Raw genomic sequence first — 21,491 nt, 5'->3', positions numbered from 1 at the left:
TTGCAACACTTGGCGCATACGCCGAGGTCCGGCGGGGTGGGGGCTCAGGCGAGGCCGGCTTCCCGCATCTGGCGCAGTTCCTTCTTCATCTCCGAGACCTCGTCGCGCAGCCGGGCCGCGATCTCGAACTGCAGCTCCGCGGCGGCGGCGCGCATGCGCTCGGTCATCTCCTCGATCTGTTCGGCGAGTTCGGCTGCCGGGCGGTCCGTGGGCACCGCCTTGCCCTTGGCGGCCTTGCCGCCCTTCGCGCCCTTGGCCGCCTTGTCGCCCAGCGAGGGGACGGGGGCCTTGGCACCCTTGCCGTCCTTGGACTTGCGGTAGCCGGAGCCGAGGAGCTGCTCGGTGTCGACCTCCTCGCGGGCGATCTGCGCGACGATGTCGTTGATCTTCTTGCGCAGCGGCTGCGGGTCGATGCCGTTGGCCGTGTTGTAGGCGACCTGCTTCTCCCGGCGGCGGTTGGTCTCCTCGATGGCTCTCTCCATCGCCGGGGTGATCTTGTCGGCGTACATGTGGACCTGGCCGGAGACGTTGCGCGCCGCGCGGCCGATGGTCTGGATCAGCGAGGTGCCAGAGCGCAGAAAGCCTTCCTTGTCGGCGTCCAGGATCGCCACCAGGGACACCTCGGGAAGGTCGAGGCCCTCACGCAGGAGGTTGATGCCGACCAGGACGTCGTACTCACCGGAGCGCAGCTCGCGCAGCAGCTCGACGCGGCGCAGGGTGTCGACGTCGCTGTGCAGATAGCGCACCTGGATGCCGAGTTCCAGGAAGTAGTCGGTGAGGTCCTCGGCCATCTTCTTGGTGAGCGTGGTGACGAGGACGCGCTCGTCCTTCTCGGTGCGCTTGCGGATCTCGTGCACCAGGTCGTCGATCTGACCCTCGGTGGGCTTGACCACGACCTCCGGGTCGATCAGGCCGGTCGGGCGGATGATCTGCTCGACGACGCCGTCCGAGCGCGACAGCTCATAGGTGCCCGGGGTGGCCGACAGATAGACGGTCTGGCCGATGCGCTCCTGGAACTCCTCCCACTTCAGCGGGCGGTTGTCCAGGGCAGAAGGCAGGCGAAAGCCATGCTCCACCAGGGTGCGCTTGCGGGAGGCGTCGCCCTCGTACATGGCGCCGATCTGCGGGACGGTGACGTGCGACTCGTCGATGACGAGCAGGAAGTCGTCCGGGAAGTAGTCCAGCAGGGTGTTGGGCGGGGAGCCGGGCAGGCGGCCGTCGAAGTGCATCGAGTAGTTCTCCACGCCGGAGCAGGAGCCGATCTGGCGGAGCATCTCGATGTCGTACGTGGTGCGCATCCTCAGGCGCTGGGCCTCCAGGAGCTTGCCCTGCTTCTCCAGCTCGGCCAGGCGCTCCCCCAGCTCCTTCTCGATGTCGTTGACGGCCCGCTCCAAGCGCTCGGGGCCGGCGACGTAGTGGGAGGCCGGGAAGACGTACAGCTGCTGGTCGTCGCTGACGATCTCGCCCGTGAGCGGGTGCAGGGTGGACAGCGCCTCGATCTCGTCGCCGAACATCTCGATGCGGACGGCCAGCTCCTCGTAGACCGGGAAGATCTCGATGGTGTCGCCGCGGACCCGGAAGGTGCCGCGGGTGAAGGCCATGTCGTTGCGCGTGTACTGGATGTCGACGAAGCGGCGCAGCAGATCGTCCCGGTCGATCTCGTCGCCGACCCGGAGGGGGACCATCCGGTCCACGTACTCCTGCGGAGTGCCGAGGCCGTAGATGCAGGACACCGAGGCGACCACGACGACGTCACGACGGGTGAGCAGCGAGTTCGTCGCCGAGTGGCGCAGCCGCTCGACCTCCTCGTTGATCGAGGAGTCCTTCTCGATGTAGGTGTCCGACTGCGGGACGTAGGCCTCGGGCTGGTAGTAGTCGTAGTACGAGACGAAGTATTCGACCGCGTTGTTCGGCAGCAGCTCGCGGAACTCGTTGGCCAGCTGGGCGGCCAGCGTCTTGTTCGGCGCCATCACGAGGGTGGGGCGCTGGAGCTTCTCGATCATCCACGCCGTGGTGGCGGACTTGCCGGTGCCGGTCGCGCCCAGCAGGACGACGTTCTTCTCACCGGCCTCGATGCGCTTGGCCAGGTCGGCGATGGCCGTCGGCTGGTCGCCGCTGGGCTGGTAGGGACTGACGACCTCGAAGGGCGCCACCGTGCGTTCGATGTGGGAAACGGGCCGCATGTCATCCACCGTACGACCCCCCACTGACAACGGGGCCCGATCAGCGGTTCTGCGGGGTCCGGGACGCGTGGTGCTCGGCCCTGCGCACCGGTCGGCGTGCCTCGTGGAGAGCGGGACGGCGGTCCTGGTGCGAGGCGACGGCGGCGGCCGGGACGCCCGGTTTGTGTTCGACGGGCATCGGGACGGGGCGGCCCATGACCATCATCGGGTCGAAGACCACGACGATGCCCGCGAGGAGCAGGAAGGCGAGCGGGCCGATCAGCATGGGTGCGAGCACCGACGGCTCCGGCGCGCCTCCGGCGGCGTGGGACATGCCGTCGAGGTGGACACCCAGCGCCGCCATGCCCATGTAATGCATACCGCTGACCGCGAGCCCCATGACGAGGCTCGCGCCCACGCTCCACAGGAAGCCCCGGACGCGTCCGGCGGCCCACAGGGCGGCGGTGGCGGCCACGACCGCTATGACCACGGAGGCGGCGACGGTCAACGTGTTGTAGGTGAAATGCCCGTGGAAGTGCACGCCGGCCATGCCGAGGTAGTGCATCGAGGCGACGCCCAGACCGGTGATCGTGCCGCCGGTGAACAGGGCGGCGCCGGTCGCGCCCCGGTAGCCGACGATGAAGATCCCGACACCGACCATGAGGATGGCCAGGCCGAGGCTCGCATAGGTGATCGACTTGTCGTAGTGGATCGGCGCCTCCTTGATGGCGAAGCCCATCATGGCGACGAAGTGCATGGTCCAGATGCCGGAGCCGATCGCGGCGGCGCCGAGCGCCAGCCAGGCGGGCCGCCAGGAGTGCGTGACCAGCAGGGACCGCGTGGTGCAGCGCAGGCCGAGGGCGCCACCCAGGCAGGCCATCAGATAGGCCACCAACGGGGTGACGGCCCCGTAGCTGAATCCGTCGACCGTGCCTTGCATGCGCGGCTGCCCTTCCGCCCTCGTGCGTCCCGGAATCCTCGATGTGTTCCCCCGGCCCAGGACCGCTCGAGCGGTCAGGGTTGTCGCAGAGAGTATGACCCCCACTGGAATGGTCGAACGATTTTCCGGCAAAGAAACACGGCCTTGCCGCAGTTGTGGGGCACCGGTGAGAGGACTGGTCACATCTCCATCCGGTCTGTGTCCATCGTGCGCGCGGGGTGTCGTTGACCGTCTGCTGTCAGTCTGGTTGCTGTCCGTATTCGCTCGACGCGAGGAGTCTGCATGCACGCGCGCGTAGCTGCCACCACGGCCGCCGCGGTCCTGGGGACGGCGACCCTGCTGAGCCCCACCTCCGCCGCCCGGGCCGGTGACGTCGGCACGACCACGGTGATCGCCCACCGGGGTGCCTCCGCCTACGCTCCCGAGAACACGCTGGCCTCGATCGACAAGGCCGCGCAGCTGGGCTTCTCCTGGGTCGAGAACGACGTCCAGCGCACCAAGGACGGCGAGCTGGTCGTCATCCACGACGACAGCCTGCAGCGCACCACGAACGTCGAGCAGGTCTTCCCCGGCCGGGCGCCGTGGAAGGTGAAGGACTTCACCGCGGCCGAGATCGCCCGGCTGGACGCGGGCAGCTGGTACTCCCCCGCGTACGCGGGCACGCGCGTGCCGACGTTGAGGGATTACATGTGCCGCATCGAGCACAACCACGAGAAGCTGCTCCTGGAGATCAAGAATCCTGAACTGTATCCGGGCATCGAGCAGCAGACCCTGAAGCTTCTCGGCAACGAGGGCTGGCTGGACCGGAAGCACCTGAAGCGGCTGATCGTGCAGAGCTTCAGCATCGACAGCATCCGGACGGTGCACGAGCTGAGGCCCGCGATCACCACCGCCTACCTCGGGTCGCCCACCCCGGCGCAGCTGCATCAGTACGCGAGCTTCACCGATCTGATCAACCCGTCGTACGGATCGCTGTCCAACGGGTACGTCGCGGCGGTGCACTCCTTCGACGGGCCGCACGACAAGCCGCTCGGAGTGTTCGCCTGGACGGTGAACGACGCGGCCACCGCCCGCCGGGTCGCCGGGTACGGCGTCGACGGGATGATCACCAACAAGCCGGATGTGGTGCGGGCGGCACTGGGTTCCGACTGATCGTGGCGGGCGCTGTCAGTGGCGGGTCGTACGGTGGGCGCATGGACAGCCATGGGCAGGATGAGCAGCAGGTCGTGTGGGCCGTGGTGAGCACGGACATCGGGCCGCTGATGCTGGCCGCGACCCGGGAGGGCCTGGTCAACGTGGTGTTCCACGCCACGGACGCGGTGCGCGACCGCGCCTTGGAGCGGCTGGCGGCCCGGCTGGGCGGTACTCCCGCGGAGGATCCGGACTCGCCGCTGCTGGCGGAGGCAATACACCAACTGCGGGCGTACTTCGCGGGCGAGCGGCACGATTTCGACCTGCCGCTGGACTGGTCGCTGATCTCCGGTTTCAACCGGCAGGTGCTGCGCGAGCTGGCGACCGGCGTGCCGTACGGCTCGGTGGTGGGGTACGGCGATCTCGCCGGGCGGGTCGGGCAGCCCGGCGGGGCGCAGGCGGTCGGCGCGGCGATGGGGGCCAATCCGCTGCCGGTGGTCGTGCCGTGCCATCGGGTGGTGGAGAGCGACGGCGGCATCGGCGGCTTCGGGGGCGGGCTGGAGACCAAGCGCAAGCTGCTCGCCCTGGAGGGTGTGCTGCCCGAGCCGCTGTTCTGACCGGGCCCGGCCTGGCTTGCCGTCTGTGACCGGGTCTGGCTACTCGGCGTAGACGAACTCGGCAATCCTGACAGGTTCCGGACCGACCGCCTCCTGGGAGAAGCCGGCCGCGGCGGGCGGACAGGCCGCCCGCACGGCGACGTGGCCGAGGCGCATGCTGTTTCTCGCCACGCGGCCCCCGCTGGCGCCGTCCCCCACAGGCCGCGAGTGTTTAGCGGCCGCCGGGGCCCGCCAGAGATGAGGGAAGGCGACGGACAGGAGGCGGTGCGTGGTGCTGGTGGTGTCGGAAGAGGTCCGGGAAGCGATCGACGCACGGCGGCCGGTGGTGGCCCTGGAGTCCACGATCATCGCCCATGGTCTGCCCCGTCCGCGCAACCTGCAGGTGGCGCTGGAGCTGGAGGACGCCGTGCGGCGGGAGGGCGCCGTACCGGCGACCATCGCCGTGCTCGACGGCCGCCCCCGGGTCGGCCTCGACAAGGAGCAACTGGAGCGGGTCGCGAACGAGGACGGCATCCGCAAGCTGGGCCACCGCGATCTGCCGCTCGCCATGGCGGCCGGTGCGAGCGGGGCGACCACGGTGTCGGCGACGGCACAGCTGGCCGCGCTCGCGGGCATCCGGGTCTTCGCCACCGGCGGGCTCGGCGGTGTGCACCGGGAGTGGACGGTGACCCAGGACGAGTCGGCCGACCTGGGTCTGCTGGCACGCACCCGGATCACCGTGGTCTGCGCGGGCGTGAAGTCGATCCTGGACGTGCCGGCGACCCTGCAGCGGCTGGAAACCCTGGGCGTCGCCGTCGCCGGATACGGCACGGACCGGTTCCCCGGCTTCTACCTGTCGGACTCGGGACATCCGGTCGACTGGAGACTGGACAGCCCGGATCAGGTCGCGGACGTCATACGGGCCCAGGACGCGCTCGCCGCACCGGCATCGGCCCTGATCATCGCGAATCCTGTCCCCGAGGCGGAACAGCTCGATCCCGAGCTGCACGCACGTGTACTCGCCGACGCGCTGCGCGTCTGCGCGGAGCAGGGCGTCACCGGGCAGGCGGTGACCCCGTTCCTGCTGGACTACCTGGTCCGGCACACCGACGGCGCCTCGCTGAACGCCAATCTGGCGGCCGTGCGCGGCAACGTACGGCTGGCGGCGCGGATCGCCACGGCGTGGACCAGGGGGTGACCACGGGCGGGAGCGGTGCCCTGCTGGTCGTCGGCGACGTGGTCACGGATGTGGTCGCCCGGCACCAGGGCCCGCTCGCGGACGGCACGGACACGGCCGCCACGATCCGGACGCTGCCGGGCGGCGCGGGTGCGAACGTGGCCTGCTGGGCCGCGCACACGGGCTGTGCGGACGTACGGCTGCTCGGGCGGGTGGGCGCGGACGCGGCCGCGTGGCACGAGCGTGAGCTGGTCGCGGCGGGAGTACGGCCCCGGCTGATCGTCGATCCGACGGCGGCGACCGGGACGGTGATCTGCCTGGTCGACACGGGTGCGGCGGCGGAGCGCACATTCCTCACGGACAGCGGAGCGGCTCTGCGGCTCGAACCCGCGGACTGGTCGGACGGGTTGCTCGACGGCGTGGCCCGGCTGCACCTGTCGGGCTACCTGCTGTTCACGGAGGCGAGCCGGGAGCTGGCCCGCACGGCGCTTACGGCAGCACGCGCGCGCGGCGTGCCGGTCAGCCTGGACCCCGCGTCGGCGGGCTTCCTGGTGCGGCTGGGCGTGGACCGCTTCCTCGCGTTCGCGGAGGGGTTGGACCTGTTGCTGCCCAGCCGGGACGAGGCATGTCTGCTGACCGGGCTGCCGGATCCGGCGGACGCGGCGGCCAAACTGAGCCGTCTCGTCCCGCTGGTCGTGGCCAAGGCGGGCGCGGACGGGGCGCTGGTGGCCCGCTCCGGAAGCACGCCGGTCAGGGTCCCGGCGATGCCGGCGGTTCCTCGGGACACCACGGGCGCCGGAGACGCCTTCACCGGCGCGTTCCTCGCCGCGCTGCTCGCGGGCGCGGACCCGGAAGAAGCGGCGGCGCGGGGCTGCCGGGCGGGCGCGGAGGCCGTACGACGGGTGGGAGGCAGACCACCGCGTCCGGGGAGCAACGGGTAGCCGACGGCCGACACGACACCGTGCGGACGGGCAGCTGAGGCCCTTCCAGTTCAGGACATGGACGAGGACCTTCAACGGCGGGCGGGAACCGACCTGTCCACAACCGGAAATCGATCCGTCCACAGGCAGGAACCAAGCGGAACATCCTGTTCCCACAGGCTTACCCGCGCTTTGCCCTCGGCTGGCAGACTTGCCCGGCAAGGCGCGAAAGCGTTGTGCGAGGAGATCCATGCGAGGAGATCCAGATGTCCATGGCGGGGAATCTGCGGAAGGTCACGGGGTTGAGCAGGGTCGGCGGCCTGCGCAAGGTGGCGCGGCTGGCCAGGCGGCGGCCGCGCGTGGACCTGAGCCATCCCGCCAGGTCACCGCTGGGCTCATCGGTGGTCAACTGTGTGATGTACCAGGACGGTGTACGCGTCCCGCAGTGCACGGACCTGGTGGACGCCGTGCGGATGGTGCGCAAAACCGGCGAGGGGTTCGTCTGGCTGGGGCTGCATGAGCCGACGGACCGTGAGTTCGCGGGCATCGCCGAGCTGTTCGACCTGCATCCGCTGGCGGTGGAGGACGCGGTCGAGGCCCATCAGCGCCCGAAGCTGGAGCACTACGGGGACACACTCTTCGCCGTGTTCAAGACCGTCTGCTACGTGGAGCACGAAAAGCTGACGGCGACCAGCGAGGTCGTGAACACCGGCGAGATCATGGTGTTCGTCGGCGAGGACTTCGTCATCACGGTCCGACATGGCCGGCACGGGTCACTGGGTCCCCTGCGCGAGGAGCTGGAGGCGCATCCCTACCAGCTCTCGAAGGGCCCGGCGGCGGTGCTGCACGCGATCGCCGACCACGTCGTCGACGACTATCTGAGCGTCACGGACGCGGTACAGGCCGATATCGACCAGGTCGAGACGGATGTGTTCTCGGAGAACGGCGCACGGGTCGACCCCGGCCGCATCTACCAGATGAAGCGTGAACTGCTGGAGCTGAAACGGGCCGTGGTGCCGCTGGGCCGCCCGGTGGAGGACCTGGCCACCCGGCCGATACGGGTCGTCGCACCGGAGATACAGGCCTACTTCCGGGACGTGCTCGACCATCTGATCCGGGCCAAGGAGCAGATCGCCGCGTTCGACGAACTGCTCAACTCGATCCTGCAGGCCCACCTCGCGCAGGTGACCGTCGCGCAGAACGAGGACATGCGGAAGATCACGGCCTGGGCGGCGGTGATCGCCGTGCCGACCATGGTGTGCGGCGTGTACGGCATGAATTTCGACCACATGCCGGAGCTGCACTGGCGATTCGGCTATCCGGTGGTCATGGCCGTCATGGCGGGGGCGTGCCTGGTGCTGTACCGGGGCTTCCGGCGCAACGGCTGGCTCTGAGCCGCAGAAGCCGGCGGCCGGGCCGCGCGGCTCAGCCGCTCCAGGCGGGATGGCGCGGGTCGTCGGTGCGTACCAGGACGTCGGCCGTGCCCGCGGGGTCGGTCTCGTACTCGTAACGCTCGAAGGCGGGAAGCATCCAGTGGTCTGCCTCCGGGGTACGACGGCGCAGCGCGCCGGGGGAGAGGAGGAGGTGCACGGTCAGGTCGAAGGGGAACCAGTGGCGCAGCAGGAGGGGGCCGTGGAGCAACAGGATCCCGTCGGGCGGGAGTTGGACGTAGGGGCTGCGAGTGGCCCGGTCGGTGACCGGGTCCCATAGGTCGGGCAGGACGCGCCCGCTGCCGCCGGGGTCCAGCGGGCCGAAGACCTCCCGCCACAGGGCGCCGGTGTCGAACCAGCCGCCGTAGTACGACTCCGCGTCCCGCCGCCCGTGTTCCAGGCGAAGTGAAGCGGGACGCAGGAAGCCCTCGGCGCCGACCACGAGCGACGGGCGGCCTCGCACCCGCAGCGCCTCCCCGACCCGCTCGGCGAGGTCGCCGGGCCGAGCAGCCGGAGCCCCGTCGAACCCGACACGCGGCCAGCCGCTTGCGTCGGCCGGCTCCAGTCCGACCAGCCGGTCGGCGAGCAGCTCGGCGAGCCGGTCCCAGGTGATCGCTTCGAGTCGCACAAAGCCCATGATGCCGGGTGGCAGGGAGGTGAGGTGACAGAGCCTGCAGAAGGGGCGGACGGTGCTGGACCGATGAAAGCGGCTGGGGCGGCGCGAGTGGCGGGAACGGTGAGGGGGTTGCTCTTGGGTGGGCGGGGTCGTGAGGCGTGGCTGTCGTACACCGATCTCACGGTGGCAGTAGCGGTAGCCGTGGTGGACGAGAACCAGGCTCCGGTGCGGCACCGTACGCGGGTGCCGGTGTTCAACTTCCGGCGCGGGAAGGAGAGCGACAGGCGGGAGATCGACAGGCGAAAGAACGGCATGCAGGAGGAGGACATGCGCGAGGGGAAGTCGGAGTAGGCAAGGCATGGGACGTGTGGGCGGCAGCGGGGAAAGTACCGCGTATGGCGCTTCCCTCAACTCCCCACTCCCCCGGTCGGCTTGTCGTCATCCAGGCGCTGAAACCCAAGCGCTGCGCCGCTTGCGGGCGCGGGCCGCTGTCGCTGCTCGTGCTGGAGGACGGGGCACCGCGCTGCCTGCACTGCGCGGACCTCGGGCACCTGGTGTTCCTGCCGCGCGGGGACACCGCGCTGACCCGCAGGTCCCGGGAGGAGAGCGGGCTGTCGGTCGTGGTGGTGCGGTTCAACCGGCGCAAGAGCCGTTACGAGCGGCAGGGCGTGCTCGTGGAGGAGGCGGCGCTGGCCCGGGCCGAGGCCCGCTGTCTTGCGGACGCGGAGGCGCGGCGCCGACGGCGGGCCCGGGACGCGCGGCGCAGGGGGACGGAGGACGAGCGGTTCGCGGCGGCGTTCGCGGCCGAGATCCTGCGGCTGTTCCCCGGCTGCCCGGCCGACCGCGCACGCGCCATCGCGGCGCACGCGTCCGCGCGGGGCAGTGGGCGGGTCGGGCGCAGCGCGGCCGGGCGAGCCCTGTCTGAGGGGGCGGTGATCTCGGCGGTCGTGGCGGCCGTACGGCATGTGGACACGCCGTACGACCAGCTGCTGATGAGCGGGGTGGCGCGGCACGAGGCACGGCGCCGGATCGCCCCGGCCGTGGAGAGCGTGCTGCGGGCGTGGCAGGACGCCGGGGCGGACGTGGGTTGAGAGCACGTGAAGAGCGGCAGGAAGCGGCGTGAGGGGAGAAAGAGACGGAAGAGGAGAAAGAGAAACGAGAGGGGACGTGGTGATCGACGGGCCGTTCTTCGTGCTGGTCGTTGCGGGGGTGCTCGGCACCGGGCTGATGGCAGGGGTCTTCGGCGCGTTCTCGCTCTTCGTGATGCGAGGGCTCGCCGCGCTGCCGCCCGTGCAGGGCGTCGCGGCGATGAACGCGATCATTGTCGCCGCCGTCCGGCCGGCCTTCATGACGGTGTTCACCGGCTCGGCGGTGCTGAGCGCGATGATCGCGGTGGTGACGTTCGTGGTGTGGCCGGACGAGGGGAAACTCGAGTTGCTGCTGGGCAGCGCGCTGTACCTCGTCGGCTCGTTCGGGCTGACGGTGGTCGCGAACGTCCCGCGCAACGCCAGACTGGCCCGGCTGTCCCCGGACGCCCCGGAGGCCGCCGCGTACTGGCCGACGTACGTGCGCGAGTGGACGTACTGGAACCATGTCCGGGCCGTCGCCGCCACCGCTGCGGCCCTGGTCTACGTGCTGGCCCTCACGTGACCTCCCCGGGCCCCCTTCGCCCGGCCCGCCCCTGACAGCACCAGACCCTGGAAGAAAGCGCTCTCCGCCACCCTGCGCAGCGCTCGGCGCGGACGTATCGTGGCCGAAAGAGTGCCGAGGCTGCCGCCGGAGAACGGCAGGCCGAAAGCTGGAGGCCGAAGGCCGAAGGCTGCCGCCGATGACGTACGGCCCGTCGTACACCCGGTACCCGCGCGGTACCCGTACGCGAGGAAGTCGACCATGGCCGATCCCAAGGGGTTCATGACCACGCCGCGCCAGGAGTGGCCGCGGCGGCCCGTCGAGGAGCGGGTGCGGGACTGGGACGAGGTGTACGTCCCCGGAGCGCTGCTGCCCATCATCAGCAAGCAGGCCGACCGGTGCATGGACTGCGGGATCCCGTTCTGCCACGACGCCTGCCCGCTGGGCAATCTGATCCCGGAGTGGAACGACCTGGTCTCGCGGGAGGACTGGCGGACGGCGAGCGACCGGCTGCACGCGACGAACAACTTCCCCGAGTTCACCGGCCGGTTGTGTCCCGCGCCCTGTGAGGCGGGCTGCGTCCTGGCGATCAACCAGCCGGCCGTCACCATCAAGAACGTCGAGTGCGCGATCGCCGACCGGGCCTGGGCGGAGGGCTTCACCCCGCCGCGGCCGCCCGAGCGGCTGTCCGGGAGGACGGTCGCCGTCATCGGCTCCGGGCCCACCGGGCTCGCCACGGCACAGCAGTTGACCCGGGCCGGGCACACGGTCGCCGTGTACGAGAAGGACGACCGGATCGGCGGGCTGATGCGGTACGGGATCCCCGAGTTCAAGATGGAGAAGCGGCATCTGGAGCGGCGGATCGAGCAGATGCGGGCCGAGGGCACGAAGTTCCGTACGTCGACGGCGATCGGGCGGGACGTGGGAGCGGTGGAGCTGCGGGGACGGTACGACGCGGTGGTGATCGCCACGGGAGCGACGGCGTGGCGGGAACTTCCGGTACAGGGCCGGGAGTTGAACGGGATACACCAGGCGATGGAGTATCTGCCGCTGTCGAATCGAGTGTGTGAGGGGGACCTGGAGGTTTCGCCGCTGTCGGCGGCCGGCAAGCACGTGGTGATCGTGGGCGGCGGGGACACCGGGGCGGACTGTCTCGGGACTGCCGTGCGCGAGGGGGCCGCGTCCGTGACCCAGCTGGACATCTACGCGCAGCCCGGCGCCGAGCGCGACGAGGACACCGAGCCGTGGCCGACGTACCCGAAGATCTACCGGCTGTCGGCCGCGCACGAGGAGGCCCGGGACCTGCGTACGGCGCCGGCGGCGGACGCGGACGCGCGGCTGTTCGCGGCGTCCACGCTCCGCTTCGCCGGGGACGACAGCGGGCGCGTGCGGTCGCTGCACCTGGTGGAGGTCGACGAGCTGCGCCGCCCGCTGCCGGGCACCGGGCGGACGCTTCCCGCCGATCTCGTGCTGATCGCCCTCGGGTTCTCCGGGCCGGACCAGGAGGACGGGCTGATCCGGCAGTTGGGAGTGGCTCTCACCCCTCGCGGCACCATCGCGCGGGACGACGGCTTCGCGACCAACGTGCCTGGGGTGTTCGCCGCCGGGGACGCGGCACGCGGGCAGTCGCTCATCGTCTGGGCGATCGCGGAGGGACGGGCGGTGGCGGCGGCCGTCGACCGCTATCTGACCGGGAGTTCGCAGCTGCCGGCGCCGGTCTCTCCGAGGGATCGGCCGATGAGGGTGTAGGTGTGGCCGACGGCTTCCTGCCGACCGTTCGCTGTTCTGGGCGGTGGCTGCGGCTGTGGCTGTGGCTGTGGCAATGACGGCGGTGGCGGTGGCAATGACGGTTGCGGTCGGCCGCGCGCCTCCCCCCTCCCGCACTGCCCTGGAAGCGTAGGCCCCCCGGTCGGCTCGGGTCAGCCCTTCCGCTCGTCCGTGCCTGCCACCTTTCCCGTCGACAGGGCCACCCTGTTCCACGTGTTGATCGTGCAGATCATGGCCAGGACGTGGGCCAGTTCCTCCTCGTCGAAGTGGGCTGCGGCCTCGGCGTAGACGGTGTCGGGGACGCCCGCCTCGGCCACGAGGGTCAGTGCCTCCGTGAGCGCCAGGGCGGCCTGCTCCTTCGGGGTGAAGAAGTGCCGGGCCTCGCGCCAGACGGCGACCATGTGCAGCCGGTCCTCGCTCTCGCCGGCCTTGCGGGCGTCGCCCGTGTGCATGTGCAGGCAGTACGCGCAGCGGTTGAGGTGCGAGGCGCGGATCTGGATCAGCTCGACCAGCGCCGGGTCGAGGCCCGCGCGGGCGGCGGCGTCGAAGCCGATGATGGCGCGGAAGACCTTCGGAGCGGACTTCGCGAAGTCCAGTCGGGTACGAGAGGCCTCGGCCTCGGCGATCGCGGGGGTGAAGTCGGTGGCGGTGGCGGTGGTGTTCGTCGTCATGGCTTCAACCTACCGGCCGGATAGACCGGCTGTAGGGTGCATTTCCATGACGGAATCATGGGTCAATTCCGCCGAGCGGATCGGCGCGGATCTACATCTGGAGCTGTCCGGTCCGGGTAGCCGGCGGGCGGCGCTGACCCGGGCCCTGCGGGAGGCCGTGCGCAGCGGACGGCTGGCGCCCGGCACGCGCCTGCCGCCGTACCGGTCGCTCGCCGCCGATCTGGGCGTGGCCCGCAACACGGTGGCCGACGCCTACGCGGAACTGGTCGCGGAGGGCTGGCTGACCGCCCGCCAGGGCTCGGGAACCCAGGTCGCTGACCGGGCGGAGCCGCTGCGCAACGCCGTACGGACGCCGGTGAAGGCGCCTTCACGCGCGCGTGGCCCGCGACACGATCTGCGGCAGGGCACGCCGGACGCCTCGGCGTTCCCGCGGGCCGCCTGGTCGGCCGCGTACCGGCGGGCGCTGCAGGCGGCGCCGAGCGAGGCGTTCGGGCCGGGGGATTCGGCCGGGCGCCGGGAGCTGCGGGAGGCGCTGACCGAGTATCTGGCACGCGCGCGTGGTGTGCGGACCGAGCCGGACCGGATCGTCGTCTGCTCGGGCTTCGCACATGCGCTGCGGCTGCTGTTCGGCCAGGGCGGGGGCGGGGTGCTGCGCGGTCCGCTGGGTGTGGAGGCGTACGGGCTGGGCTTCCACCGTGAGCTGCTCGCCGCGGCCGGGGTGCGCACGGCGCCGCTCCCACTGGACGAGCACGGCGCGCGCGTGGACGCACTCGGGCGGGAGCGGGCAGTGCTGCTCACGCCGGCGCACCAGTTCCCGACCGGCGGCCCACTGCATCCGGAGCGCCGGGCGGCCGTGATCGACTGGGCACGCGCGCGTGGGTCGGTCGTCCTGGAGGACGACTACGACGGCGAGTTCAGGTACGACCGCAAGCCCGTCGGCGCCCTCCAGGGCCTCGATCCGGAGCGGGTGATCCATATCGGATCGGTCAGCAAGAGCCTGTCGCCGGCGCTGCGGCTGGGCTGGATGGTGCTGCCGGGGCGCTACGTCGGGCCCGTGCTCGCGGCGAAGGGCGAGCGGGAGAGCTGGGCGAGCGTCCTGGACCAGCTGGCGCTGGCGGAGTTCCTCGTCTCCGGGTCGTACGACCGTCATGTGCGGCGCATGCGGCAGCGCTACCGGCACCGGCGTGACCGGCTCGTCGCCGCGCTCGCCACGCACGCCCCGCATGTCGAGGTGACGGGCATCGCGGCCGGACTGCACGCGGTGCTGCGACTGCCGCCCGGCACCGAGCGGTCCACGGTGAAGGCCGCCGCGTGGCAGGGCGTCGCCCTGGACGGACTCGCCGCGTTCCGGCATCCGGAGGCGGAGACGACGGCGGACGACGGGCTGGGGGACGGGTTGGGTGACGCGTTGGGTGACGGACCGAGCGACGGACTGGTGGTCGGGTACGCGGCCGCCGCCGAGCACGCCTACGGCGCGGCGCTGGAGGCTCTGTGCGGGGTGCTGCCGCCGGTGTGAGGGGCGGGGCCTTCCTGCTGAGGAGGGGCAGGCCCTGTCCTGTTCTGCCCTGTCCTGCGGAACTCCGTGAGTGCCTGACGCGTTCAATCATCAAATCGGTACTACAACAAGTAAGTTGAGCGAGAAACAACACATGGTCAGGGTCAGGACAGCAGGAAGTCGGCCTCCCCCGCCTTGGCTCCCTCGATGAACGCGGTCATCTCGTCCGCGGTGTAGATCAGCGCCGGGCCGTCCGGGTCGGTGGACTGGCGTACGGCGATCCGGCCGTCGGCAAGTTTCATCGCCTCCAGGCAGTTTCCGCCGTTGCCGCCGCTCCAGGGCTTGTGCCAGCCCTCACTGCCCAACTCCCGCGCAGGCATGCCGTTGTAGACGTGTCCACGCGGCTCTATGCGGTCCATTCACAGCTCCTTGCGGAGATCCCGGAGGATCTCCTTCGTGCGTTGTGCCGTAGCGGCCTGCGCCGCCATGCGGTCCATGACCTCGAGGTGGGTGGCCACCTCGGTGCGCGCGTCCAGATAGACGGCGCCGGTCAGGTACTCGCTGTAGACCATGTCCGGCAACTCCGGCATGGCGAATCGGAACAGCACGAACGGCCCGTACGTCCCCGGATGCGGCCCGCTCGCGAACGGGGCGACCTGGAGCGTCACATGGGGCAGCTTCGTGGCCTCGAGCAACTTGTCGATCTGCGCACGCATCACCTCCGGATCGCCGACCGGGCGGCGCAGGGCGGTCTCGTCCATCACCGCCCAGAAGCGGGGTGCGTCGGGACGAGTCAGCAGTTGCTGGCGCTGCATGCGCAGGGCGACGTGCCGCTCGATGTCGTCCGGGCTGGTCTCGCCGATGGCACCGGACCTGAGCACACCGCGCGCGTAGTCCTCGGTCTGGAGCAGGCCGGGGACGAAGTGCGGCTCGTAGGAGCGGATGAGGCTGGCCGCGCCCTCCAGGCTGACGTACATCGAGAACCAGCCGGGCAGGATGTCGTGGAAACGCTGCCACCAGCCGGGCCTGTTGGCCTCCTCGGCCAGCTGGACGAAGAGTTCGGCCTCGTCGTCGGGCACGCCGTAGGCCTTGAGCAGCAGTTGCAGGTACGGGATCTTGAGGGCGACCTCGGCCATCTCCATACGGCGGACGGTGGCGGGAGCGACGTGCAGGACGCGGGCGGCCTCCTCGCGCTTCAGCCCGGCGCGCTCCCGCAGGTCCAGCAGGCGCCGACCGAGGACCACCTGACCCACCGTCGGCGCGGACCGCGGCTCGCTCACGCTCCCACCTCCACCGAAAGCTCCACAGCTGGACAGCTCCACCGAAATGTTTCCGACAGCCCTGCGGCGCCATTCGAAGATACATTCGAAGACCGGGCGGATCTCCGATGCTCCCAATTGGCGCCGCTCTAGGTGCTGTTGCGAGCAGTGTGCCACGGCCTTTGACCGAGTCACACAGCACTCTGCATTTTTCAGAGTGACACTTGCCAAGTGTTCACGGCGGGGAGATAGTGGCAAGCGTGATTCCGTCCGCGCCCTTAGGAACAGACGCCGCCGCAGACCGTCCCGGTCTCGGTGCCGCCACGGGAGCAGCTCCTCAGGGGGGCGCTGCCCGGCGCCGGTTCCGTTTCGAGCTGGCCGCACATCCGGGTTCCGTCGCCCAGGCAAGACGCCTGACGCATGCCCGGCTGACCCGCTGGTCGGTGTGCGCGGACACCTGTGACAGCGCGGCCCTGGTCATATCCGAGCTGGTCACGAACGCGATCGTGCACACAGCAAGCAATCGCGTGGTGTGCGAGCTGCACGACCACGACGACACCGTGCGCATCGCCGTACGCGACTGGGGCTGTGCCCCTGGCGAACCCCACCCGTCCCCGCAGCGACCCGACGAGGAGCACGGGAGGGGATTGTTTCTCGTCGACGCGCTGTGCCGGGCCTGGGGCGCCCAGGAGCACGGCCCCGGGCTGCTGGTCTGGGCCGAGCTGGCCCGCCGGACCGACGCCGCCCCCGAGACCCCGGTCCACGACACCCCGGGCCACGAGACCGCGGCTCACGACACCACCGCCTACGGCAGCACCGCTTACGGCAGCACCGCTTACGGCATCGCGGATCCGTGCAACGACCTCGGCTGGGGCGCCCGCACCAAGCCGGGCCGCCCGGACGACTCCGACGAGGACGAGTCACCGGAGGGCCGGCACCCGGGTTCCGGGCACCCGCCGCACCAGCCCTCCGACGAGCCGCACCCCTTGCACCGGCCTTCCGACCAGCAGCACCGTCTGCGCCCGCCCTTCGAGCAGCAGTACCGTCCACCTCAGCTCCCCGAACAGCAGCAGCGCCACTGGACGCCGGAGTCCCACCGGCACGGGACGCCAGAGCCGCACCGGCACCGCGCCCCGGACCGGCCCTCGCACCAGCCCCTGCACCGGGCCCCCGAGCAACGCCACGCCGGGGAGCGCCCGTGACCGGCGGCCGCGACTCCGTCCCGCAGGGCGGCGCCGACTCCGAGCAGTACGGCGGCGCTCACTCGGGCGGGCGTGAGGACAGCGGCTGGGATCAGGACGGCTCTGCCGGCATCGACCGCAACGGCGCCGCACGCCCCTTCCGGCCCGCCCCCGTCGCTCCCGCCGACCGAGGCTCCGTGGGCTCTCTCGGCCTGGACACCCTGGTGCGGCTGCAGCGCCGCAGGTCCGTCCCGGACGCGCCCCGTCGGCTCACTCTGCCGGAGGGCATGACCGCACCGCTCGGCTGGGACGCCGTGGCGGTTCCCGACCGTCTCGGCCCGCTGGTCGTCCCCCGGCTGCCGCGGCTGGGCTGTGTGTACACCGACGGCGCCCGCTGGTGGTGGATCGTTCCGTCGGACTCCGACTACGCCCTTCCCTGGCCGTCCCCGGCCCACTACGCCCCCGGCGCCCTGGTCAGCGGCACGGCCCGGCTCATCCACCGCCCGGACGGCACGGTGCCGTACACCCCGCCGATCCCGCTCTACCTCTCCCTGTGCCGGGTGACCGGGACGACCCCGGACTGGTCTCGGGCGGTCTCGGTGTAGTCGCCGCGCTTGCTTCGGCCGCGGTGCCCGCCAGGGTGCCGGGTACTGGCTCACAGGAGCGGCTGCGGGACGTCCGTGCTTTGTCGCGCCCACACGGCGGTAGCCGCATATCGGACACGGCCCCGCGCCCCTTGGCCGGGTGACCCAGATCGGCTGATGGGCCGACCCCTCCGCCGAGTCCCGCCGTACACCCCTTTCGATCCCCTCGCACTCCCCGACGCGCCCTGCCCCGCCATCGGCCCGTCCGGGGACAGTGGCCGTTCGGCGATTCACCGGGGAGGTCGGTGGTGAGGAAGCGGCGGGGGACGCCCGAGCCCACGGTGTCGGAGTCGGAGCGGCTGCTCGTCGGCGGGCCGCTGCGGTACGACACGGGATGGAACGAGCATGCGGACGCCTTCCTGGAACTGAGCTTTCGCGCGATGGTGGTCCGGCTGCCCGGCATGCTGGCGTCCAGCCTCCGGCTGGCCCTGCGGGCCGACGCCCGGGCCGCCCGGATCGTCCTGGCCGCCGAGGTGGTCCGGGGCGCCGCCCAGGCGATGAGCCTGCTGGCCGTGAACAGCGCGCTCGGCAGCCTGCTGACCGGCCCGGACATCGGGCAGCGGCTGTGCGCGGCGGCTCCGGCCCTGATCGCCATGGCCGCCGTGTCCCTCGTCTCCGTGCTGCTGCGGGCGGCCTCCACCTACGCGACCGGGCGGCTGGAGCCCCAGTAGGGGGCGCGGCGAAGCCGCTCCAGTGGAGCCGGTGCTTGCACCGGGGGGTGGCGACCGAGCTGTATCTGGAGCGGGCGGCCAATGTGGAGCTGGCCGCCATCGAGGACCACGCCTTCCACAAGCTGCTGGACACCGCCCAGTACGGCGCCGAGTCCGCGCGCCGCATGATCTCCTACGGCACCCGGGTGATCAGCGCGCTGATCTCGCTGGCCACGGCGGCGGGCGTACTGGCGGTGCTGCATCCGGTGCTGCTGCCGCTGCTGGCCACCATGACCCTGCCCAGCGCCTGGAGCGCGCTGCCCAACGCCCGGCGCCGCTATGCGTCCTTCCATGTCTGGGTCCAGCACGCCCGCGCCGGCAGGCTGATCAGCCATCTGCTCACCGAGCCCGCCGCGGCCCCGGAGATCCGGGTGCACGGGGTCGGCCCGTTCCTGCTGCGGCACTTCCGGTCCATGTCGGAGACCGCGGAGGCGGAGCAGGCCCGGCTGTCCCGGCTGGCCGCCCGGACCAGCCTGATCGCGGCGGGCTGGACGGGCCTCGCCACGCTCGCGACCTACGCCACGCTGGGCGCGCTGCTGCTGGCCGGCGCGATGGCCCTGTCGGTCGCCGGTACGGCGGTGATCGCGATCCGTACGGGAGCGGCGAGCCTGGACAGGCTGGTGCTGGAGATCAACCAGCTGCACGAGGAGGCCCTGTTCGTGGCGGATCTGCAGCGGCTCTACGTGGAGGCGGCCGAGCGCGCCGTCCCGGCGGGCGGCGAGCCGCTGCCGGAGGATCCGCGGGAGATCCGGTTCGAGCACGTCACCTTCAGCTATCCGGGTGACTCGGCCCGCCCCGCCCTGGACGACGTCACCCTCACCCTGCCGCTCGGCCGGATCATCGCGCTCGTCGGCGAGAACGGCTCGGGCAAGTCCATGCTGGTCAAGCTGCTGGCGGGCCTGTACACCCCGGACCGCGGCCGGATCCTGTGGGACGAGGTCGACGCGGCCCGCGCCAACCGGCGGCTGCTCGCCGAGCGCATCGCGATGGTGGCCCAGGACTTCAAGCGCTGGCCGTTCACGGCCCGGGTGAACGTGGCCGTCGGCCGCTCCTGTGCGCCCATCACCGAGGAACGCCTGGCCGAGGCGGTCGCCGAGGCGGGGGCCGGGGAGGTGGTCGCGGATCTGCCGCGCGGCCTGGACACGCTGCTGGCCCGCGACTTCAGCGGCGGGCACGAGCTGTCCGGCGGTCAGTGGCAGCGGCTCGGCATCGCCCGGGCCGCGTACCGGCGGGCGCGGGTGCTGATCGTGGACGAGCCGACGGCCGCGCTGGACGCGCGCGCCGAGCTGGAGGTGTTCGAGAAGATCCGGGCGCTGGCCGACAACGGGCAGACGGTCGTGCTGATCACCCACCGGCTGGCCTCGGTCCGGCACGCCGACCTGGTGCATGTGCTGGAGCACGGGCGGCTGGTGGAGTCCGGCACGCCCGAGGAGCTGCTGGCCGGCGGCGGTGTCTACGCCGAGCTGTACGCCCTCCAGGCCGAGCAGTTCACGGCGAAGGTACCGGCGCCGAAGCCGGCCTGAGCCGACCCGGTGGCGGCAGCGGGCTCACTCCGGGCCGTCGCCGGCCCGCACGATCACCAGGAATGTGTCCGTCGCGAGGTCCATGACGACCTCGGCGGGCAGGCCCTCCAGACGTCGTGCGTGCGCGAACTCCTCCGCGGGCCAGGATCCCCGCGGGCCACCGGCGGGAAAGCGTTCGAGCACGGTTCGCCCGTTCACCATCTCGCACCTCCAGAAAGCGTCGTCCTTATGGGAGTTAACGCCCTGGGGAAGGAAAACACCTCGCTCAGTGATGGGACTGAGATATTACCTACACCCTTTCAACGCGAAGCGTGAGGATCCGTTCACTTGGTGACATGAAAGACACCCTCTGTGTCAGGAGTCGTACGCGTCGTGAAGGCGGAGCCGCCAGCGGCCTGGATTCTGCCGACCGGCGCTCAGGACCGCATCGGCAGGGCCGTCAGTACCGTACCGGCAGGGCCATCAGCCCGCGCGCACGCAGGGACGGACGCCACCTCAGCTCCCCGTCTCCCAGAGCCAGCTCGGGGAACCGCTCCAGCAGGGCCGCCAGGGCGATCTCCGTCTCCGCGCGGGCCAGGGGCGCGCCGAGGCAGTAGTGGATGCCGTGGCCGAGGGCGAGGTGGCCGGAGGCGTCTCGGGAGAGGTCGAGGCGGTCGGGGTCGGGGAAGCGGGCGGGGTCGCGGTTGGCGGCGGCCGGGCACACCAGCACGGTCTCCCCCGCCGGGATGGTGACACCGGCGACGGTCACGTCCTCCACCGGGAAGCGGCGGATACCGAGCGGCGCGGGACCGTCGTAGCGGGCGAATTCCTCGACGGCGGCCGGTAGTTGTGCCAGGTCCTTGCGCAGCGCGGCGAGCTGGTCGGGGTGCTGGAGGAGGGCGAGCACGGCGTTGCCGATGAGCTGGACCGTGTTCTCGTAGCCGGCGAAGAGGATGAGGAAGGCCAGCGACATCAGCTCGTCCTCGCTGAGCCGGCCGCCGTCCTCGTCGCGTACGTCGATCAGGTCGGACAGGAGGTCGTCGGCGGGCGCCCTGCGTTTGGTCGCGAGCAGCCGGGTGAGGAAGCCGAGCATCGCCGCCATCGCCTCCTTCGAGGCGTCCGGGCGGGCCGGGTCGGGGGCGGTGAGGGTGTCGGTCCACTGCCGGAAGTCCAGCCGGTCCTCCTCCGGGATGCCGAGCAGGTCGCAGATGACGGTGATCGGCAGCGGGGCGGCGTAGGAGGCGATCAGATCGGTGGTGCCGTGCGGGCCGAGCGCGTCCAGGAGCCGGTCGGCGGTACGGCGGATGGGCTCGCGCAGCTGCTGGACGCGGCGCGGGGTGAAGGCACGGCCGACCAGGCGACGGATGCGGGTGTGGTCGGGCGGGTCCATGTTGAGGAGGTTGGCGTCGAGGGCGGGCGGCAGGGAGAGCCCCTTGTACGTGCCCGCCGACGCGTTCCGCTTGTCCAGCGAGAGCCGCGGGTCGGCGAGCGCGGCGCGGACGTCCTCGTACCGGGTGACGAGCCAGGCGGGGGTGCCGTCGGGTCCGGTGATGCGGTGCACGGGCGCGGTGTCGCGCAGGCGCCGGTAGACGTCGTAGGGGTGGTCGATGAGACCGTCCGCAGGATCCATACCCGCAGCTTACGCGGGCTCATACGCGGGC

General features: G+C 71.4%; 21 protein-coding genes and 1 pseudogene. 13 read left to right on the top strand and 9 right to left on the bottom strand.

What is annotated here, in order from left to right; genetic code table 11:
* Positions 1 to 44: 44 nt before the first annotated feature.
* Together uvrB and AB0L75_RS12295 are read right to left on the bottom strand one after the other, a co-directional pair.
* Positions 45 to 2,183: an excinuclease ABC subunit UvrB gene (gene uvrB, locus AB0L75_RS12300; RefSeq protein ID WP_365179235.1), complete on the bottom strand. Its 2,139-nt coding sequence runs from the start codon at positions 2,181 to 2,183 to the stop codon at positions 45 to 47.
* A gap of 40 nt (positions 2,184 to 2,223) precedes the next feature.
* Positions 2,224 to 3,102 carry an MHYT domain-containing protein gene (locus AB0L75_RS12295; protein ID WP_365179232.1) on the bottom strand — a complete coding sequence of 293 codons (879 nt, stop codon included), beginning with the start codon at positions 3,100 to 3,102 and terminating at the stop codon, positions 2,224 to 2,226.
* Between the two features lie 282 nt (positions 3,103 to 3,384).
* Between AB0L75_RS12295 and AB0L75_RS12290 the strand changes: the two genes are divergently transcribed.
* Together AB0L75_RS12290 and AB0L75_RS12285 are read left to right on the top strand one after the other, a co-directional pair.
* Positions 3,385 to 4,254 carry a glycerophosphodiester phosphodiesterase family protein gene (locus AB0L75_RS12290; protein ID WP_365179230.1) on the top strand — a complete coding sequence of 290 codons (870 nt, stop codon included), beginning with the start codon at positions 3,385 to 3,387 and terminating at the stop codon, positions 4,252 to 4,254.
* Between the two features lie 41 nt (positions 4,255 to 4,295).
* Complete coding sequence (locus tag AB0L75_RS12285) at positions 4,296 to 4,850, top strand: methylated-DNA--[protein]-cysteine S-methyltransferase (protein WP_365179227.1); 555 nt, start codon at positions 4,296 to 4,298, stop codon at positions 4,848 to 4,850.
* A 39-nt stretch (positions 4,851 to 4,889) separates the two neighbouring features.
* On the opposite strand, the gene AB0L75_RS12280 is transcribed toward AB0L75_RS12285, so the two are convergent.
* Positions 4,890 to 5,021, bottom strand: a complete 132-nt coding sequence (locus tag AB0L75_RS12280; RefSeq protein ID WP_365179224.1) for a hypothetical protein — start codon at positions 5,019 to 5,021, stop codon at positions 4,890 to 4,892.
* 97 nt (positions 5,022 to 5,118) lie between these two features.
* On the opposite strand from AB0L75_RS12280, the gene AB0L75_RS12275 reads away from it, so the two are divergent.
* From AB0L75_RS12275 to corA, 3 genes are all read left to right on the top strand, one after another.
* Positions 5,119 to 6,027 carry a pseudouridine-5'-phosphate glycosidase gene (locus AB0L75_RS12275; RefSeq protein WP_365179221.1) on the top strand — a complete coding sequence of 303 codons (909 nt, stop codon included), beginning with the start codon at positions 5,119 to 5,121 and terminating at the stop codon, positions 6,025 to 6,027.
* Positions 6,024 to 6,947, top strand: coding sequence for a PfkB family carbohydrate kinase (locus AB0L75_RS12270; RefSeq protein ID WP_365179218.1), 924 nt, complete (start codon positions 6,024 to 6,026; stop codon positions 6,945 to 6,947). The genes AB0L75_RS12275 and AB0L75_RS12270 overlap by 4 nt, the downstream gene beginning before the upstream one ends.
* 245 nt (positions 6,948 to 7,192) lie before the next feature.
* The gene (corA, locus tag AB0L75_RS12265) at positions 7,193 to 8,320 is read left to right on the top strand and encodes a magnesium/cobalt transporter CorA (RefSeq protein ID WP_365179215.1); all 1,128 of its coding nucleotides are present in this window, start codon (positions 7,193 to 7,195) and stop codon (positions 8,318 to 8,320) included.
* 31 nt (positions 8,321 to 8,351) lie between these two features.
* On the opposite strand, the gene AB0L75_RS12260 is transcribed toward corA, so the two are convergent.
* On the bottom strand, positions 8,352 to 8,984 hold the full coding sequence (locus AB0L75_RS12260) for a uridine kinase (protein ID WP_365179212.1): 633 nt from the start codon (positions 8,982 to 8,984) through the stop codon (positions 8,352 to 8,354).
* A gap of 171 nt (positions 8,985 to 9,155) precedes the next feature.
* On the opposite strand from AB0L75_RS12260, the gene AB0L75_RS12255 reads away from it, so the two are divergent.
* The 4 genes from AB0L75_RS12255 (at position 9,156) to AB0L75_RS12240 (ending at position 12,350) form a co-directional block, all read left to right on the top strand.
* The gene (locus AB0L75_RS12255) at positions 9,156 to 9,323 is read left to right on the top strand and encodes a hypothetical protein (protein WP_365179209.1); all 168 of its coding nucleotides are present in this window, start codon (positions 9,156 to 9,158) and stop codon (positions 9,321 to 9,323) included.
* 44 nt (positions 9,324 to 9,367) lie between these two features.
* Positions 9,368 to 10,063: a DUF2293 domain-containing protein gene (locus tag AB0L75_RS12250; RefSeq protein WP_365179206.1), complete on the top strand. Its 696-nt coding sequence runs from the start codon at positions 9,368 to 9,370 to the stop codon at positions 10,061 to 10,063.
* 79 nt (positions 10,064 to 10,142) lie between these two features.
* A complete protein-coding gene (locus AB0L75_RS12245) occupies positions 10,143 to 10,622 on the top strand; it encodes an anthrone oxygenase family protein (protein WP_365179812.1) in 480 nt (159 codons plus the stop codon).
* Positions 10,623 to 10,862: 240 nt separating this feature from the next.
* Complete coding sequence (locus AB0L75_RS12240; protein WP_365179203.1) at positions 10,863 to 12,350, top strand: glutamate synthase subunit beta; 1,488 nt, start codon at positions 10,863 to 10,865, stop codon at positions 12,348 to 12,350.
* A 170-nt stretch (positions 12,351 to 12,520) separates the two neighbouring features.
* On the opposite strand, the gene AB0L75_RS12235 is transcribed toward AB0L75_RS12240, so the two are convergent.
* The gene (locus tag AB0L75_RS12235) at positions 12,521 to 13,039 is read right to left on the bottom strand and encodes a carboxymuconolactone decarboxylase family protein (RefSeq protein WP_365179200.1); all 519 of its coding nucleotides are present in this window, start codon (positions 13,037 to 13,039) and stop codon (positions 12,521 to 12,523) included.
* Between the two features lie 46 nt (positions 13,040 to 13,085).
* On the opposite strand from AB0L75_RS12235, the gene AB0L75_RS12230 reads away from it, so the two are divergent.
* Positions 13,086 to 14,555, top strand: a complete 1,470-nt coding sequence (locus tag AB0L75_RS12230) for a PLP-dependent aminotransferase family protein (protein ID WP_365179197.1) — start codon at positions 13,086 to 13,088, stop codon at positions 14,553 to 14,555.
* Positions 14,556 to 14,698: 143 nt separating this feature from the next.
* Here AB0L75_RS12230 and AB0L75_RS12225 read toward each other — a convergent pair whose 3' ends face one another.
* Positions 14,699 to 14,953 carry a DUF397 domain-containing protein gene (locus tag AB0L75_RS12225; RefSeq protein WP_023551555.1) on the bottom strand — a complete coding sequence of 85 codons (255 nt, stop codon included), beginning with the start codon at positions 14,951 to 14,953 and terminating at the stop codon, positions 14,699 to 14,701.
* Positions 14,954 to 15,814 (bottom strand): helix-turn-helix transcriptional regulator, encoded by an 861-nt coding sequence (locus AB0L75_RS12220; RefSeq protein WP_365179194.1) that lies wholly within the window; start codon positions 15,812 to 15,814, stop codon positions 14,954 to 14,956. It lies immediately after the preceding gene.
* A gap of 230 nt (positions 15,815 to 16,044) precedes the next feature.
* Between AB0L75_RS12220 and AB0L75_RS12215 the strand changes: the two genes are divergently transcribed.
* From AB0L75_RS12215 to AB0L75_RS12205, 3 genes and pseudogenes are all read left to right on the top strand, one after another.
* A complete protein-coding gene (locus AB0L75_RS12215) occupies positions 16,045 to 16,995 on the top strand; it encodes an ATP-binding protein (protein WP_365179191.1) in 951 nt (316 codons plus the stop codon).
* A gap of 176 nt (positions 16,996 to 17,171) precedes the next feature.
* On the top strand, positions 17,172 to 17,579 hold the full coding sequence (locus AB0L75_RS12210; protein WP_365179809.1) for a hypothetical protein: 408 nt from the start codon (positions 17,172 to 17,174) through the stop codon (positions 17,577 to 17,579).
* A gap of 287 nt (positions 17,580 to 17,866) precedes the next feature.
* Positions 17,867 to 19,851, top strand: a pseudogene (locus tag AB0L75_RS12205) (ABC transporter ATP-binding protein).
* Positions 19,852 to 19,875: 24 nt separating this feature from the next.
* Here the strand turns inward: AB0L75_RS12205 and AB0L75_RS12200 are convergent.
* Both AB0L75_RS12200 and AB0L75_RS12195 read right to left on the bottom strand, forming a co-directional pair.
* On the bottom strand, positions 19,876 to 20,052 hold the full coding sequence (locus AB0L75_RS12200) for a hypothetical protein (RefSeq protein ID WP_365179189.1): 177 nt from the start codon (positions 20,050 to 20,052) through the stop codon (positions 19,876 to 19,878).
* Between the two features lie 238 nt (positions 20,053 to 20,290).
* The gene (locus AB0L75_RS12195; protein ID WP_365179186.1) at positions 20,291 to 21,460 is read right to left on the bottom strand and encodes a cytochrome P450; all 1,170 of its coding nucleotides are present in this window, start codon (positions 21,458 to 21,460) and stop codon (positions 20,291 to 20,293) included.
* Positions 21,461 to 21,491: the final 31 nt, after the last annotated feature.

The organism is Streptomyces sp. NPDC052101, assembly GCF_040680235.1.
Lineage (GTDB): Bacteria > Actinomycetota > Actinomycetes > Streptomycetales > Streptomycetaceae > Streptomyces.
The sequence above is the reverse complement of the archived record's forward strand: the minus strand, read 5'-3'. Positions and strand labels throughout refer to the sequence as shown.